This is a genomic window from Rhodococcus sp. MH15 (assembly GCF_019266045.1).
In the GTDB taxonomy this organism is placed as follows: Bacteria; Actinomycetota; Actinomycetes; order Mycobacteriales; family Mycobacteriaceae; genus Rhodococcus_F; species Rhodococcus_F qingshengii.
Window position 1 is genome coordinate 1 of record NZ_LPNP01000044.1, and the last position, 15,549, is coordinate 15,549.

At 62.5% G+C, this 15,549-nt stretch carries 17 protein-coding genes and 1 pseudogene; 4 read left to right on the top strand and 14 right to left on the bottom strand.

Features of this window, described 5'->3' with window-relative positions:
* Positions 1-852 precede the first annotated feature (852 nt).
* From ATN37_RS01005 to ATN37_RS01025, 5 genes and pseudogenes are all read right to left on the bottom strand, one after another.
* Positions 853-1,098: a hypothetical protein gene (locus ATN37_RS01005; protein ID WP_371734675.1), complete on the bottom strand. Its 246-nt coding sequence runs from the start codon at positions 1,096-1,098 to the stop codon at positions 853-855.
* Positions 1,099-1,137: 39 nt separating this feature from the next.
* Positions 1,138-2,352: a hypothetical protein gene (locus ATN37_RS01010; RefSeq protein WP_021334725.1), complete on the bottom strand. Its 1,215-nt coding sequence runs from the start codon at positions 2,350-2,352 to the stop codon at positions 1,138-1,140.
* On the bottom strand, positions 2,349-2,543 hold the full coding sequence (locus ATN37_RS01015; protein WP_021334726.1) for a hypothetical protein: 195 nt from the start codon (positions 2,541-2,543) through the stop codon (positions 2,349-2,351). Before ATN37_RS01015 ends, ATN37_RS01010 begins: the two co-directional genes overlap by 4 nt.
* Positions 2,540-3,778: a VWA-like domain-containing protein gene (locus tag ATN37_RS01020; RefSeq protein WP_218694641.1), complete on the bottom strand. Its 1,239-nt coding sequence runs from the start codon at positions 3,776-3,778 to the stop codon at positions 2,540-2,542. Before ATN37_RS01020 ends, ATN37_RS01015 begins: the two co-directional genes overlap by 4 nt.
* Positions 3,775-4,878, bottom strand: a pseudogene (locus ATN37_RS01025) (AAA family ATPase). Before ATN37_RS01025 ends, ATN37_RS01020 begins: the two are co-directional and overlap by 4 nt.
* Before the next feature lie 252 nt (positions 4,879-5,130).
* Between ATN37_RS01025 and ATN37_RS01030 the strand changes: the two are divergent.
* From ATN37_RS01030 to ATN37_RS01040, 3 genes are all read left to right on the top strand, one after another.
* Positions 5,131-5,307, top strand: a complete 177-nt coding sequence (locus ATN37_RS01030; RefSeq protein WP_021334659.1) for a hypothetical protein — start codon at positions 5,131-5,133, stop codon at positions 5,305-5,307.
* Between the two features lie 87 nt (positions 5,308-5,394).
* Positions 5,395-6,099, top strand: a complete 705-nt coding sequence (locus tag ATN37_RS01035) for a hypothetical protein (RefSeq protein WP_021334660.1) — start codon at positions 5,395-5,397, stop codon at positions 6,097-6,099.
* 115 nt (positions 6,100-6,214) lie between these two features.
* Entirely contained in the window at positions 6,215-6,880 is a 666-nt protein-coding gene (locus tag ATN37_RS01040) for a hypothetical protein (RefSeq protein WP_149357546.1), read from the top strand.
* Positions 6,881-6,924: 44 nt separating this feature from the next.
* Here the strand turns inward: ATN37_RS01040 and ATN37_RS01045 are convergent, their stop codons facing one another.
* From ATN37_RS01045 to ATN37_RS32235, 5 genes are all read right to left on the bottom strand, one after another.
* Positions 6,925-7,644: a hypothetical protein gene (locus tag ATN37_RS01045; protein WP_021334662.1), complete on the bottom strand. Its 720-nt coding sequence runs from the start codon at positions 7,642-7,644 to the stop codon at positions 6,925-6,927.
* A complete protein-coding gene (locus ATN37_RS01050; RefSeq protein ID WP_021334663.1) occupies positions 7,644-8,507 on the bottom strand; it encodes an RAMP superfamily CRISPR-associated protein in 864 nt (287 codons plus the stop codon). The genes ATN37_RS01045 and ATN37_RS01050 overlap by 1 nt, the downstream gene beginning before the upstream one ends.
* Entirely contained in the window at positions 8,504-8,941 is a 438-nt protein-coding gene (locus tag ATN37_RS01055; protein ID WP_021334664.1) for a hypothetical protein, read from the bottom strand. The genes ATN37_RS01050 and ATN37_RS01055 overlap by 4 nt, the downstream gene beginning before the upstream one ends.
* Complete coding sequence (locus ATN37_RS01060; protein ID WP_021334665.1) at positions 8,941-9,612, bottom strand: hypothetical protein; 672 nt, start codon at positions 9,610-9,612, stop codon at positions 8,941-8,943. Before ATN37_RS01060 ends, ATN37_RS01055 begins: the two co-directional genes overlap by 1 nt.
* A 97-nt stretch (positions 9,613-9,709) precedes the next feature.
* Complete coding sequence (locus ATN37_RS32235) at positions 9,710-10,399, bottom strand: MinD/ParA family protein (protein ID WP_230587723.1); 690 nt, start codon at positions 10,397-10,399, stop codon at positions 9,710-9,712.
* Positions 10,400-11,670: 1,271 nt separating this feature from the next.
* On the opposite strand from ATN37_RS32235, the gene ATN37_RS01070 reads away from it, so the two are divergent.
* Positions 11,671-12,522 carry a phosphoadenosine phosphosulfate reductase family protein gene (locus ATN37_RS01070; RefSeq protein ID WP_021334666.1) on the top strand — a complete coding sequence of 284 codons (852 nt, stop codon included), beginning with the start codon at positions 11,671-11,673 and terminating at the stop codon, positions 12,520-12,522.
* Between the two features lie 21 nt (positions 12,523-12,543).
* On the opposite strand, the gene ATN37_RS32240 is transcribed toward ATN37_RS01070, so the two are convergent.
* From ATN37_RS32240 to ATN37_RS01090, 4 genes are all read right to left on the bottom strand, one after another.
* The gene (locus tag ATN37_RS32240; protein ID WP_030538008.1) at positions 12,544-13,107 is read right to left on the bottom strand and encodes a hypothetical protein; all 564 of its coding nucleotides are present in this window, start codon (positions 13,105-13,107) and stop codon (positions 12,544-12,546) included.
* A 311-nt stretch (positions 13,108-13,418) separates the two neighbouring features.
* Positions 13,419-14,312, bottom strand: a complete 894-nt coding sequence (locus tag ATN37_RS01080; protein WP_021334669.1) for a hypothetical protein — start codon at positions 14,310-14,312, stop codon at positions 13,419-13,421.
* Between the two features lie 388 nt (positions 14,313-14,700).
* The gene (locus ATN37_RS01085; protein ID WP_051721009.1) at positions 14,701-15,123 is read right to left on the bottom strand and encodes a hypothetical protein; all 423 of its coding nucleotides are present in this window, start codon (positions 15,121-15,123) and stop codon (positions 14,701-14,703) included.
* Positions 15,124-15,126: 3 nt separating this feature from the next.
* On the bottom strand, positions 15,127-15,462 hold the full coding sequence (locus tag ATN37_RS01090; protein ID WP_080712838.1) for an HNH endonuclease family protein: 336 nt from the start codon (positions 15,460-15,462) through the stop codon (positions 15,127-15,129).
* Positions 15,463-15,549 lie beyond the last annotated feature (87 nt).

Here is a 15,549-nt window from a genome sequence, read left to right on the forward strand (position 1 = left end):
TGCGCTGTTCCACAAGGGCAAGCTCCTCGAACGACCCGTCGAGATCACCCCGGAACCGTCACCGGACACGCCGGTATCCGAGGTCGCCTGACACACCTTAATCCACAGAATTTGACGATTCCTCCGCCGACGGTCATCCCGGTGCACCGCACCGATGTGCCGGCGCCACGGTCCGGTCAATCGGTCGTAGTGGCTGAGATCGAAACCATGAACTCCAATCAGATCCCGAACCACCAGACCTCGTGACGCATCGGCAGCCGCAATCCGGCTCACCCCGTGCCCCAATCGGCACGCCACATTGAACGCGGCCAGGAACTGATTTCGGCGTCCAGATTCGACGGCAACCGAACTCGCCGCGTCGATCGCCGCCGGCCACGCGAATCCAGCCCACCAGCCAGCATCGACGGCCTCCAGCGAATCGACCATCCGATCTTCACTGAAGTCTCCGGCCACAGCCAGCGAAACCATGTCCGCCCACTGCGGCCCGAACAATTCCGCCAGCGCCGCAGAGTCCGTGCGAACAGCCGACAACACGGCGGCCCGCTCGGAATTTGTTTCCGCTGGGCTGCCTTCGAAGAGGTCGTCGCGGACACCACCGCGCACCTGCCACCGATACAGCTCCTTGACAAGCAGATACTGCCATCAGGACTCAGCGCAGCGCTCGAGTGCCGCTCCCACCGTCACACCGCCTCCCTCCATATCGGCACTCCACCCACTAGCAAGCAGATAGGCCGCAGCGCGAGCCGGCAGAACACCCAACGCCACCCCCGCATCCACACCGGACTCGGACTCAGACAAGACAAATCGGGTCACGAAAAACACCCCTTCCGGGGATAGACATCAGCGTGATGGTCAGTCACGCCCTGATAGGACAAGCACCAACAGACTATCCACAACACCCGACATCCACCATGGCGGGGACGGCACCACCACCGCAGGATCACCCGACCACACCGAAAACAGCACCCGCGCCGTGATCGGGTCGGCCATGATCTCCGACCCCGGCCACCCCGTCAGCGACGGAGCGGGCGGACGCGGCGGTGACGGGACCAAACCGGAGGGGGCAGCGATATCCGACGACGAGGCAGTAATGCGCATGACGAATCAAACCTTTCCTGAAAGAAGCCTCTGAACTGGCTATTTACCCACGGCAGGTATGCTGCCGGGTTCCTCTGCGCCCGCTATGAGCACGTCCAACGGCACTTCACGCCGGGAAGGGACGGGCGTCTGCCCCGTCGAAAGCCAGGACCGCCGACCTCGGTAGAGCCTCCAATACCGGCCACGACCAGCGCGCATCGCGAAAGGTGACGCCGCTTGCGGCATCAACACCACCGACGCATCACTCGGCGGCGCATACATCCCCACCGAACCGAGTCCGAGAACCAACTTCCCGCCGACAACCTCGGCCTTAGTGACCTCGACGGTGAACTGCTCGAACGGTCGCCGTCGCGGTGTACCGACCCACCCGGTGACAGCAGATCCGACCCGAAGGCGTGAATCCAGACGCTCGCACGTCACCGACAGCGACCCGTTGCGCCGACGTGAACCCTTCGGTGGCGGCGTCATCGATGCCACACCTACCGCGACGTGGCCGGTGTGCAGTGCGCGCTCGCGCCACATCGGATCATCGAGCAAGGCTGATGACATCACATCTGCTGCGTCACAACGACTTCGCAGGCCCATCGCGGCGCTGGCCGTGTTGTCGGGACGTGACCAGTCGTGACCGTCCACCAAGGCGGATTGCGCCCGAGAAAACGAATACGCATCGTCTTCACCGATCGCAGCGAGCAGCGGCAATAACCGGCCACTGCCGATCGCACGCGCCCACTCGTGCATCCCGGCGACACTCTCGCCGGTGATCTGCAACCACGTCCGCCACACCCTCGCCGACCGCTGCGCTTCCGGCACCACTCCGAGCACGTAGCGAGAACTCGACGCGGCCGGAAGATTCACCACCGCCGACGTGCCGGGATGATCCGCCCGATCCGCCCACCACCCCACCATCGCGGCACTACCGGAAATATTCGGGTCACTGTGGTGAGCGTGCGCCCGCGCCAACCCCACCAGCGCCGGAATCGTGCCGCCGTCGTCGGTGAGCAACATCGCCGGGGCATCCGCCGCCAGCGTGCCGCCCAACCGTGCCAGCAACGCCAACCCGGCCTCATCGCACGCGGTTTCCTCGCGTCCACCGAACGCCGCAGCGGACACGCTCACGCTGCCGCCGCGTGCGCTCGCACGCACCGCCAGCGCCGACGCTGACGGGGTGAACGTGGTGTGTGCGAGCCGAGCAACGGGGCGCCCCGTTTCGGCAGCATAGAGACGCTGAGCCAGATCGAACCATTCCACGCTCACGACACGTCCTCCGCCTGCTCGCACGCCAAGACCACCGGATTCGCGGCGCACTCCCACCCCGCACGCAAGGCCCGCGCCGCCGCATCCTCGCCGGTACCGGCGACCACGCTCGCCACCTGATCCGGCGCGTGAGAAGTCCCGGTCAACACCTGCTGCGCGTACCGCAACAGGTCACCGCTCACCGAGTTCACAACGCACCGACCGGGATCTGCACACTCGACGCCCATTCCGGGGTCCGCGCCAGTGCGCCGTCGTTGCCGATCACCGCGCACACCAGATGCGCCCGCGACGGCCGATCCGGCCACGGCGTATCCCCGTCCGTCAACACGATCACCACGTGCGGGGCAGGACGGGCCGCGTTCGCCGCGTCGATCCCGACGCGCATATCCGTACCGCCGCCGCCCACCAACACCACATCGGCCACCGACCGCACCGCCTGCGCAGACGTCGATTTCGCATCGCACGAGAGAATCCGTACCCGCTCCCGCGCTACACCGCCCGCCCGCAGCACACCCGCCACCTCACCCATCGCCGCCGACAGATCACCCGCCGACATGGACCCCGACGTGTCGATCACAATCGACACCGTGATCGACGGACCCCGCATCGCCGGGACCACGATCCCCGGCACGCTGCGCCGCGACGGACGCGCATAGCTGTAGTTCGTCCGCCCCGACTGATCCGCCAACGCGCGCCGGATCACCGCACGCAACACCCGATCCCACGGCACGGTCGGCGGCGCGAGAACCTCACCAGCCCACCGCGCCAACCCTGCCGGTGCGCTCCCGCGCCCCATCCCTTGCGCCGCCTGCACCGCCCGCGCCACATGACGGCGCACCAGATCCGCTTCCGCGCCGTCCAACCCGTCCGCGACCTCCCCCGCTGCCGCGCCCAACTCCCCCGGCACCGGCGCGCACCCCGCACCGGACCCGCATCCCACATCATTCTCGTCTGGAAACTGTTGTCCCGTAGCCGGATCGATCAGGTGCGTGTAATAGTCCTCTGCGATCCCGCCGTCCTCGCACCCGAACGATTGCGGAGTGATCACCCCGTCCGGTAACCCGACGCCCGCCGCCAGCAAGTCGTCGTTGATTTCCGCGTCCGCCGCGTAATTCCACGCCACGTGCTGGACCGGCTTCGGCAAGGACTGCCCTCGCACACCGTGCGCCCGCAGCAAGTGCCCGACCTCGTGCAGCAACACCGCACCCGCCACCGGCACCGGCCACGCACCCGCCCCCACCAACAACGCCGGATCGAGATACAGCCGCCACTGCGCATCCACCGCGAACGTGCCCAACCCCGGTGCAGCAACAGGCCGCGCTGCGAACAACGCCCGCATGAAATACGGCATCTGTTCGGCAGAAACCAGCCGTGCCAGGCGAAACGCCCGCAACTCATCGCTCGCGAGCACCCGAACACCGCTCATGCTGCCGCCTCCATCAGACCCGCAGCGGTCAACATCGGAGCGAACCGACGGGCAGACGCCGGGACAGTCGCCTTCGCCGGTCGCGCCTTCGCCAGCGTGCGCGCCGCCGCGCCCGCCACGTCCGGTGCGCCCGCCTCCGCAGCCGCGATCAGCGGACCCCACGCACTGCGCCAGGCCTCCACCGTGCCGCGCCCCACCGCCCACGCCGTGACACCGGACAACACCGCCCACACCAGATCAGGACGCGACTGCCAATCGAACGCCGACTCGGGATTCTCCACCACCGCAACCGGATCGGGCAGATCGGCGCTACGTCGCCACTGAAAAGAACTCCACGCCCGCGCCCTCACCGATCAACCCGAACACCGCCGTGTTGATCGCCGCGTTGTCGTCCTCGCGCAAATGCGGCAACACCGCCGCCAACATCGACCACGTACGACGCGACGGCCACGCGCCACCGGTCTTCGCCGCCGACGACGGAAACGCATCCAACGCATCAGGATTGCGCTGCACAAAGCCGGTGATCGAACTGCGCACCAACACAGGCCCGCTGCTCATCGGTGGCCACCGCACGCGAGGCAGGCGGCGCACCCCACCCCGTCGCCATACCGTCCAACCACTCATCGACAGACGGCGTGAACTCCACATGGCAGAACCGATTCGCCAACGGCGCTTCCAACTCGTACCCACCAGCAGCGCAATCGACGAGGATTCGCCCCCGCAATCACCCGAGTCCCCTTCGGCAACTGCACATCACCGACAGTCAGATCCAGCGCCACCGCCAACATCGCCGCCTGGACAGCAGGCGGACTCGTCGTCAACTCGTCCAGAAACAGATACCCGCCACCACCGGCCACCAATTCCTTCGCCCACGCCGGAGCCTCCAACGTCACGCCGTTCTCCCGCACCACCGGCAATCCCGCGAAATCCGACGGCTCACGCAACGACCCCAACACCGTCTTGCACAGCACCCCATCCGCCGCTGCCAACCCACGCACCAAACTCGACTTGCCCATACCCGGACCCGAAATCAACAACGACGGCACCCCCGCCCGCCCATTCGCATCCAACACAGTCACAGCAGTAGCCAAATCAGCCATCAGAACGCTCCAAAAAAATCGGCACGATGGTCAGTCGCGCACTCAACAGGACACCTCGAATTATACGGCCTGAACTGCGCAAATGACGGATTCTGTGGCCTCAAATGACCCCGCCCCTCGCCGTGCCGGGGGCGGGGCGAGGGGCCGGCCGACCGGCCGACTCTCGCCCCTCCGTGTGCCAGATCGTGTCGTACACACCTGAGATAGTGCGGAGCTGCGAAACATCGCAGAATACGAGAAAGAGATTCACACATGCAGGTCGGCGATCACGTCCGGATCCACACCACCGGTACGTCGGTGTTCTCCATCATCGAGATCGATGAAGCCGCGGGAAAGGCCATCGTCGAATCCGTGACAGACGCACCGGGAAAGTACCCCTGGCCGACTGACTTGACCAACCTCGTCGCCGCTAGGAATCCGCAGGACTGATAGAACTGCATTCGATCGCACATCAAATAATTGCACGATGTAGTGCTGTTATTGCCTTATATGGTCTCGAATGCGACCATATAAGGCATGGATGAGATGACGGTGCACGATGCTGCCGCTGCACTCTCGGTGACCGAACGGCAGGTCACCAGACTCGCTCGCGCCGGTTCCATCACCATCGCCCGCGAGGTGGGCAATTCTCTCCTGCTCAACAGCGCATCCGTCCATCGGATGGTCCAGAGCTCCCGCCATCCCGGACGCCCATGGAGTCCCGAAGTTTCCTGGGCAGCCCTGGCCTTGCTTTCCCAGTGCAAAGTCGACTGGATCGCTTCTCCGACACAGATCACCCGACTCAAACATCGTTTACGCCGGTCATCCGCGGCAGAAGTTGCCTACCTCGCCAGAAACCGCGCCACCACACACCACATGGAGACCTGGGGGGAGGGCGACGTAGATGTCCTGATCAGGGGCGGCTACCTCGCCGCCACCGGTACCAGCGCGATCATCCACGTACCGAAAACAGCGGCGCGATTCGGACTGTCCTCCGCGAGACACGGCAAAGCCGACGGGTACATCGTCGACGACGACTTCGACGACGTCGTAGAACAATTCGGAATGCTCTCCCAAAACGGAGATGTCACCCTCCGGGTCGTTTCCGCCCTGAACCCATTCTTCCGCACGGCGACGCTTCCGATCGCGGCCGTCGCCGTCGATCTGATGGAATCACTCGACACCCGCCAGCGCAGCGCCGGCACGCGCGTACTCCAGGAGCTACTCGATGACTTCCGTTGAACGTCCCGAGTGGACTATTCAGGCGCCTGCCGGCGGGTGGGCTACACCGTGGCCGCAAGCCGCGGAACTGGCCAACGCGATCCCGTCCGAACAATGGACACTGATCGGGGGGCTGATGGTGCAGCTGCACGCAGCGAAAGCAGGAGTGCCACTCAACAGACCTACCCTTGATGTCGACATCGTGCTGCACATAGAAACCGGCGCAGCCGTATTCAACGAAGTCAAGAAACAACTCGAGGATCTCGGCTACGAACTCCGCTGGTCGCTCCAGGACGACGACCCCATCCACCGGTTTACACGTGGAGGAGAAAAGACGCCCGAGATAGTCGATGTGATGGTCGCCGACCATCTACCACCGAAGCATGTCCCGAAGCTGAAAGGGCACCCGGTCTTCCAGGTCCCAGGTGCCACATCTGCATTGCGGAAAACCGTGAACTGCACGATCGAAATTGACGGGGTACCAACCCGTTTGAGCCTGCCGACCGTTCTGGGGGCTCTGATCCTCAAGGGGGCAGCTTTCATCAGTGACCGCAGGGACACGCAACGCCATCTCGATGACGCTGCGATCCTCGCCAGTGCGATTGGCAATCCGATCGTCGAACGTGATGTGACGATGACGGAAAACGACCCACGCAGACTCGAGAAGCTAGCTGTGGCACTCGAAAACCCACAACACCGTTCGTGGCAACTCGTCCCGGAAGGGCGTCGAGATCGTGCGTACAGGGCGCTGATGACTATCGCTAGCAGGCCAGAGAACCCCAGTTCAGGTACCGCGCAATAGCCGAGCGCCACGACAGAACTTGGCTCCAAGATCGTCTTCGCTACTCACACAGTGAGCGAGAACGGCAGGTTGAGCGTGTGCCGGCGGAAACCGTGCATGTACGGCGGCCGCAGACCCGTGGGTCCTCGGCCACCGGTTGCCACCGCGGTTCCGTGCAGGCATCCATCCGGGGTTGGCCGACCGAGGCTGCCATCAATATGGAGATGCCCTGCCGACCAGCCAAAAGACTCGTCGAGAGGCGTCACTTCCCACCGCAGAACTCGACCTTCGCCCTGACTACGTTTCTTTCCGATCGCGGCGACACCGTGCAGGATCGCCATGATCCGGTCATCGTCTCCCACACATTGCCATGTCACGGTGTCGGTGCTCGTGACCAACAACGGCATGCTCCGCGACCGGTACGGGCCTTGCCTTTCCGAGACGACGCCCGGGAGATCTGCCACGAGATCTCCGAGCGCCGCATGATCGGGGCGCCCCGTCCAGTAGCGCACCACTGGATGGTCGACAGGTTTCTCGGGATACGCACAAGTAGCTGCCCAGTGCCACAGGTCTCCGCCTGACAGTTCGCATCGAGCCAAGGGCAAATCGAGGTCTACAGGGTCCACGTCCGCTGCCAGCGCAGCTACGTCCTCGCCTCGATCGCGCTTGCCCGCCTTCTGGTCTGCCCATATTTCTGCGGCGAGTAGTCCGTCGAGGCTCACTCCCCACGGTGCGGCGTGCGCGATTCCGTGGGCGAGTCTCGCTTTCACCAGTAGCGGCCTCATCACCAGTTCGCCAGAACTTCCAGCGCGTCGTCTCGGACACTGCGCAGATGTTCGCGCCAATCCACCGCAGATGCTGTGGTGCCGGCTGTCGTCGATCGCGTGGATTCGACGCGAACCATCCCGTGGCCGATCGACAATCGCCCACCGAGTCGTCCTGCTGCTGTGAATTCGGCGAGGACGTCCGTGAAGAAGGCGATCTGCAGATCGGTGGCTCGGGTGAGGCGGATCCAGGATTCGAAGGTGGTTCCCGCAGGTAAGGTCTCGACTTCGTAGCGCATCAGATGGGAGCCGGTCGCCGAGTTCTCCGCGTCGGACTCTGCCGCGGCGGTTGATGGGAAGTCTGCGGTGTCCGAGTCGTCGAATCGGCTGTACCGCTCGATGCCCAGCAGCTCGAACTGGCTCAGTAACGGAAGCTTCGACGGTCTGGACATGATGTGTTCGGTCTCTTTGACCCGCGGTACGACTTTCCCGATCTGGGCGCGGCCCTTGATCATCGTGGAGCTGCTGTTACCTCCGAAGACGCCGATCAGGGGGATGAGATTTCGTGCATGCTCGAGTCTGCTTCCGGAGAGGGGTTCGCCCTTGGTTTTTCGTAGCGCTCCTCCGCTACGGAGGGTGTGGGCCGCCGGCAGCGACAGTGTGCCCTCGTAGTCGAGCACATCGCGGAGGAGTTCCTCACCGATGCGTCGCAGTGTTCCGCGGAAGGAGTTGCCGGAGATGATCGGAACGAGCTCCCCCGTCCCGTCGAGCTGGATTACTTCTTCACGGCGAAAGAGGGCCGTGGTTGTCGAGGTGCTGTCGTCTTTGTGCGAGATAGACGACAGTGCATAGATGTCCAGATCCCAATGCACAGTGCTGGTCATGGTGATGTTTCTCCTGCGTTGTCGCGCTGCCGCCGGGTGTGGGTTTGGGACTCTCGGTATGCCGTCGCAACGATCTGCGTTCGAAGCACCAGCGCCCGAGTCGATTCGCGCATGATTGCCAGCACTGGCTTCGGTGGTTCTCTCAGTAGTTGCGAGAGTTCGAGTCGCTGCGATGCGTTGGGTCGGGATTCGAGCTTCTCCGACACGATGCCCCACCATCGGTCGAGATCGGCGCCGCACCGGTAGGTGGCGAGCCGGACACGATCGGGGAGGTGGTGTTCCCAGTACACGGCTCGGCGGGATGCTACCCATCCGTTTTCCCAGTCAATTCCGTAGTGCAGCAACAGAAGTAGTCGTTCAGCGGTCGAGTGAGCCCCGGTCAGTGCGGGTAGTTCGGGAACGGAAGCAAGCCATTTGTCAGTGGAGGTTGCCACTACGGTTCCTTCCTGTTCGAGGAGGAGGCGCGCAGGGCGAGTTCCCACCATGGGGGTGCCGCGCGCCATCGATCAAGTTCTGCCCAGTCTTCGAGGAGTCCCGTCCACCGTGCGGCAGGAAGTCGGCGCATCATCGCGAATTGCGGTGCGCTCGCTGCCAGCATCCGCTCTCCGAAGCCGTCCGCGCGCAGGCGGCGCATCGCAGCGAGAGTGTGTACATCGTGTTTGGTCCAAGACAACGAGATGTCGTCGACACCAATTTCGCCCCACCGCGCATGAGGGAGAAGGTGTTTGCGACGCATACCCACTGGCACGACGAGCGCGTGCGCGGAGGTTAACGGTTTCCGTAGGCGCGCTCCGAGTTGTCTCGAAGTCAAAGTTTTCAGTGTTGGTGGGCACGCTCCCACCAACTGGATGTTCAGACGCAGTGCTGGGGTGCGGTAGACCCACGCGCAGACGTGGCACATCCCTTGCGCGGCGGGCGAGGACCACCCGTCGAAGGCAGTGAATGTGCGGGAAACGACGGAGCTGACAGAGATGTTGCCGGGGCTCTCACGCCCGCAGCGGGCGCAGGGGCCACCGCAGCGGCGACCTTCGACAGGTGGGGGATCAACTGCCCTGTGTGCGGCGGTGCACACGTCTTCGATGCTCACAGCGTTCGAGTCGGTCATGCAAAGCAAGCTATCTGCGGCACATGACATTACGAACACCGCGCACATTACGGCAGTGGATGATCAGCAGCTGTCGAGGCCGCCAGCGTCGGTTTCGTTATGCGGGTCCCTTGTTCACGAAATCGTCGGCGAGATCCGCCGCGAGTTCGAGGTACGCACGTTCGGTCTTCTTGCTCAGCAGCAGCAGGTCGATCGGGCCGCCTTCCCCGAGGTGTTCGTCGAACGGGATGATGCGGACCGCTCGTACGCCTTGTTGGCGGAAGACGTCTTCGAGCTGACTCAGGTCGAGTGAGGAGGATCCCGGCCGTGTCGAATTGACTACCACCACTGCCTTTTCCACCAGGCGTTGATGTCCTTGCTCGTTGAGCCATGCCAAGGTGGAGACAGCCGATCGTGCGCCGTCTTGGGCGGTGGGGCTGACCACGACGACTGCATCCGCCTCGTCGAGGATACCCTTCATCGCTGAATGCATCATGCCGGTTCCGCAATCGGTGATGATGATGATGTAGTGCACTTCCAACGTTTTGAGCGCGTCGAGATAGTCCTGCTCGTTGAAGGCTTCGGAGGTGGCCGGGTCAGTTTCGTTGGCGAGGATTTCCAGACGACTGTCCCCCTGAGAGGCGTAGTGCCTCACATCGCTGTAAGTGCGGATGTGGTGATCTGCCAGCAGGTCTCGAACGGTGTATCGGTGCTCGCGATGCTCGCGATCGGCAAGGGTTCCGGCGTCCGGGTTGGCATCGATCGCGATCACACGGTCACCTCGTAGCGAGGCGAACGTCGACCCCACTGTTTTGGCTGCAGTTGTTTTTCCCGCCCCACCTTTGAGGGAAACGAAGGCGATTTGTACACGCCTCGCGAAGGCTGGTTGATCCGTTTGACCAATTCGAGGTACTCGAGCTCTGCCTGCGACTGACCCGGGTTGACCTTGCCCCCGGTCAATTTGAACAGAAAGCGGCGGAAACCTTTCGCCGGCGGGCGCTTCGCACGACGGATGATGTCGAGGTCGTCGATAGTGCGCCTCGGAGGGGTTGAGGATCGGAAACCAGAGGCGATTCCGGGGTTGACCTGACGCGGTTGAATGGCAGGTCCCTGCGGCGGTGCGCCGTTGTAGTGCTGTTGACCGTATTGGCCTACCGCTGGCGCGGCCGGCTGAGCGGTGGAATGAGGGTGGGTCTGACCCGCGCTCAACGGCTGCTGATACTGCGCGGTGTGAGAACGCGGTTCTTCAGTCTGCGGGGCCGAGGCGTTGTATCCACCAGTGCCGCGAGATCCTTGAGTGTCGACGCCGGCGCCTTGAGCAGGAAACGCTGTCGTCGGCGGATCCCATGACGGAGCTGATTCGACTGCGGCGTTGGGCGCACTCGACGAAGTGGTCGGGGGTACAGGCTGCGAGCTCGCCGGCGGCAGGTTCGAGGGCGACACGACCCGGACATTTGCGACCCGCGATGGACCAGGCGGAACCGGCTGTGGGTGCGCAACAGGCGCTTCCTGATTCAGGGTGGAGTCAACGTGGCGGGTGGACGACGGGCTCCTTTGCGCTGTCTCTGACTCCGCGTGAACACTCCGGATGTGATCGAGCGGATCGGGCGTAGTCGGTTGCGGCTTGCTCTGACGCGCCTCCTGCGGGGCGATCGGCTGCCAGCCGCCGTTTGGCCGCAGGCGCTCCGGCTTCGGTTGCGTGCGTGGGAGCTGACGGGACGAATGGCTGCGCTGGGGGTGCGGCGTCGACTGGCGATGATCTCTCATGCGGATGTGGTGCGTGACGTGCGACGCGGTCTTCGGTGTGAACTTGATGGCCGCCGCTGTCCAGAGGGTTCTCACCGTCATCGGCGCTGGCATCGAGCCATGGTGGCAATTCGGGATTATTCTGGTCGCTGGACATGGTCCCCCACTTTCGTTGGAAATTCGTTTTGGGCGATTTTGGCGAACGTATCACCGACTGGATACACGACGAGCAGTCAATATCTGCTCCCGTCTCCGGGATTCACACACAGATACGCGCTTCGCACGAAGCGGAGAGACTGCCGATAGGGTTGAAACCCTCATGAAGGGAACAGGATGAGTGCAACTCCGGATGGCTTGAACATGGCCACGCTCAATGCATTCCGCCCTATCCGGCACGATCTGGAGTCAATACGAGCGAAAATCGCTGCACACCTCGAAGATAATGACGGCTACGTCGCGTTCTCCGGCGGTAAGGATTCGCTTGTCGTGCTTCACCTCGCCCTTTCCGTGGAGCCGAATGTTCCCGTCGTCTTCTTCGACTCCGGAGCGGAGTTTCCTGAGACGTACGAATTCGTGCAGCGAGTGGCACAGGAATGGAAGTTGAACTTTCAGGTATATGCGGCAGAGCCCCCATTACTGGAAATGCTCTCCCGCGACGGGGGTTGGCAGCACGAACGCGCGGCGGACTACCCAAAGTCCGTTTCACTGCACGAATCATTGATTGCTGAGCCAGCTCGTCGCGCGCACGCCGACCACGGGCCAGGCGAGATATGGGGCGTACGCGCCGACGAATCTGTCAAAGGCACAGGTCGATGGTCGCTCTATCACAGCAATCTCGCGCTCGAAATCGAACGAAACTGCCGAACGTGTTGTGCCACTAAGGCGGAGCAACGCCAGGCACACGGTGGCTTGATCTCGCGCGCCGACGGAACTCGCGTGATTGGGCCGGCCTGGGATTGGAGCCGCGACGATGTCTGGGGCTACCTGGCTCGACACAAGCTGCCGGCCAACCCGATCTACGACAAACTACGTGGTCTCGGCGTCTCCGACGAAAACTTGCGGGTCAGCCATCTCATCGACGGGCACTTCCTCGAACAAGGCCGGGTCACGTGGCTACGACGCGGATGGCCGACATTGTTCGAGGAAATCGCCGATGCACTTCCCCGTATCCGCGAGTACATCTGACACCTAAGTGTGAAGCGGGTGTTAGTCGCCGATCTTGAACGAGTTTTGGGCGGAGTCGGTGCATTGGAGGTAGGACTCGGCATGGGAGCGGCCGTCGACGTACGGCCAGTTGCAGCGCCATCCTTCCACTGTGGCGAACCGCCCTTGACCTTCGATGACCACCGAAGTGTCATTGAGGTATCGCTCACTGATTGCAAGGGCCGTTGCGCACTCGACAGATCCGGTTAGGACGATCACTGGTTGGACGGCGCCTGTGGCGTGGGGGACGACTGTCCCACACAGGTCGCCAGCAGTTGCGGCGGACGCCGGCGAAATTCCGGGCTGAACCGGCGGGGCAGTACCTTGCTGGAGCTGCGACGTTGGAAAGGGATCAGCAGTTCCGGTGGTGATGCCCGCCTGTCCTCTGACGTCCGTGACGCCCGCCTGAGTGGGTGCTGTGCCGGACGTCGACGAGGCAGACGATTCACTGGTGGCGCTTGTCGTCAACGACTCGTTTTCAGATCCCGAATCGGTACACCCTGCAACTGTGGCCGCGGTCATTGCTGCAATCGCGATGATGCAGCGTCTGGTCGAACGTCGTTTCACAGTGTTCTCCATTGTCTCGTGCTGTTGATTAGTGTTGTACAAGTGCACTTTTCAGTTGCATCCTCTGCCCTACCTCGGTTAGAGTCAGTGCACTGAGATTGCACAGTGAGAGTCGGAGGCATCACCCTTTGGGTGGCCTCCGATTTTTCTTTGCGCCGGCAGTGTTGTTATTTTCGGGATGCTCGACCGCCGAATCGCCCGAAGCCGGTTCTACGAGGCTGAATGTCGACTTCCCTGCCAGGATCTCGGGGTGCATGAAGATTTCGGGGCGGCCTTGTGCGTCTGTGTAAGCCATGCTGAACCTCTATTTCTCAAGTCGCTTCGGTTGTCGTGATCTCGCGCAGTTGCACGACGATTCTTTCGCCAGGCGGCTGACCAGGCCGTTCGTAAGGGGCGTTGTGTATGGCGACGACTTCGACATGCATTCCTCGGGGCAGCACGTGCGCGGTGTTGTTTCCGCTATCGGATTGCCCCAGGTACATTCCGCGACTGGTTTCGATCTCGAAGGCAACGTCGTTGGGCCCGCGGTGTGCATCCAGTTCGTGAAGTGTGTGAGTGCCGGCCGTGAAGCGGTCGAAGGAAATCACCGCGCCTGGTTGCAGATTCGATGGCCAATCATGCTGCCCCGCTATCGGATGCGGCATCGTGACTTCGGTGTAGACCAGATGGCCTCGACCTGTTTTCGACTCCGCTGATTGGATCGCACGGTCGATCCGTTGGACCTCTTTTCGCTGTTTATCGTCAAGCAGAACAGCGTCACCGTTGACTCTCGACAGAGCGGCATTCGTCTCAGCCCATGTCTTCGGGTCCGACACCAAACCGTTCAACGCCCGATGTTGTGTCCCGGGCATTGTGTCAAGGACAGCACGTTTGGCCACCGATCGCGCTTTGCGTTGTCTCGAACTCAAGTTTTTGCGGAGCTCGATCTCACCGGGCAAGTTGCGGCGCAATCTCGCATCTGTGATCGGGGCAGTTCCCGGCCGAGGAAATGCGCGGTTGAGGTCCTTCGAAGCTCGGGTCAGGCTCATCCCTTCGGTGGCCGAGTCGAGGTTCCGTGCGGAAGCTCTTTCCTTCTCTCGCTCCGCATACCGTTGTTCCGGGATGACGAGAGCTTGCTTCTTCGTCGCTATATTCGAGTTTCCGCCGTCGACATCGACGACACCGGATACTCCGTCAGGGTTCGACCTGGTGTAACTGCGAGACATAGGGGTCCACTTCCTCGAACGAGTCAACTCACGCCGTTTTGCGATGCGGAGTGGGAACTTGAGTCCCCAAGGTCATCGCAGTGTCGAGGACGTCGGAGATGTTCCTGCTGGTTCGCCCGCACATCGCGCATTGGGCGGGAAGGTGCTGGGTGACGAGTTCCACGAAATGTATGTGGCACACCAAATGCGGAGTCGGGGTCCACCCGGCGCAGCAGTCTCTCAGAGTAAGAGCCCACTGCGCCGGACGGATATGAGTCACGTCGACGCCGGCTTGTTTCTCCAGTTCGCAGCTGGTGCAGCTCGGGAGGACACGTACGACCGAATCGATATCGAGCGGCGAGTTGTGGTCCATCATGAGCTCCTCTGTTCTGCAAAGCTGGCAGGCGATTTAGTCGTTGGTACCGGCGCTGCTGGGCTGTTCACCGGTGTGATTCGGTGATGCGGGCGGTGCGGCCTGGGACGTTGTTTCGGCGGCGGCCGGCTTCTGTCGACGAGCCTTCTTCTTCTTCTTCGGCGCCGAGTAGCCCATATCTGTGAGTTCACGCGCTGTCCAGCCACCGGAAATGGCTGTGTCGTATGCGGTTTTGATCGTGTCTTCCGCGCGCGCGTGCTCTGCGTCAAGCGATTCGAGTTCCTGGGCGTGCTTGGCAAGGAGAACCTCGCGCTGATCGAGTATTTCCTGCGCAGAGGCTTGCGCCTCACCAATTGCTCCGACAAGCGATACACGTGCCTGAAGAGCTTTGTGTGCCAGTGCCTCAGCGCTCTTGCGTGCTGTGTCCACTGCCTTCTTGTTGGTCGGTGTGGGGCTCATCTGTCATTTCTCCTTGGTTATTTCCGGATCTAGACCGCACGCAAGTGAAGCGCTGTGGAGGTCACTGGTGGTGACGCTCAACGCGTAGTCGCGGGCGACTGTCAAATAGCGTGCCGCATACTCGCATCCGTACGCCGTATTGGGGGGCATCCATTCATCGAGTCCTTTGTCGGATTTCTTCCCGTTGGTCGGTCCGTCCACGGCCATCAGGTTGCGATCGATGTCGTTGGCAAACTGGATTCGTTTGTCGACCGTCCAAGTCGAAGCGCCCATTTTCCATGCTCGGGCAAGGGGATACACGTGTAATCCGTAGCTAGTAGGTAGTGCCGTTGACATCATCCTGGGCTTCCTTCCACGGATTCGGGATATGTGGGCGACGGTGTTATCTGCAGGCAGCGAGGTACGCCGATGACACCGCCGACACGC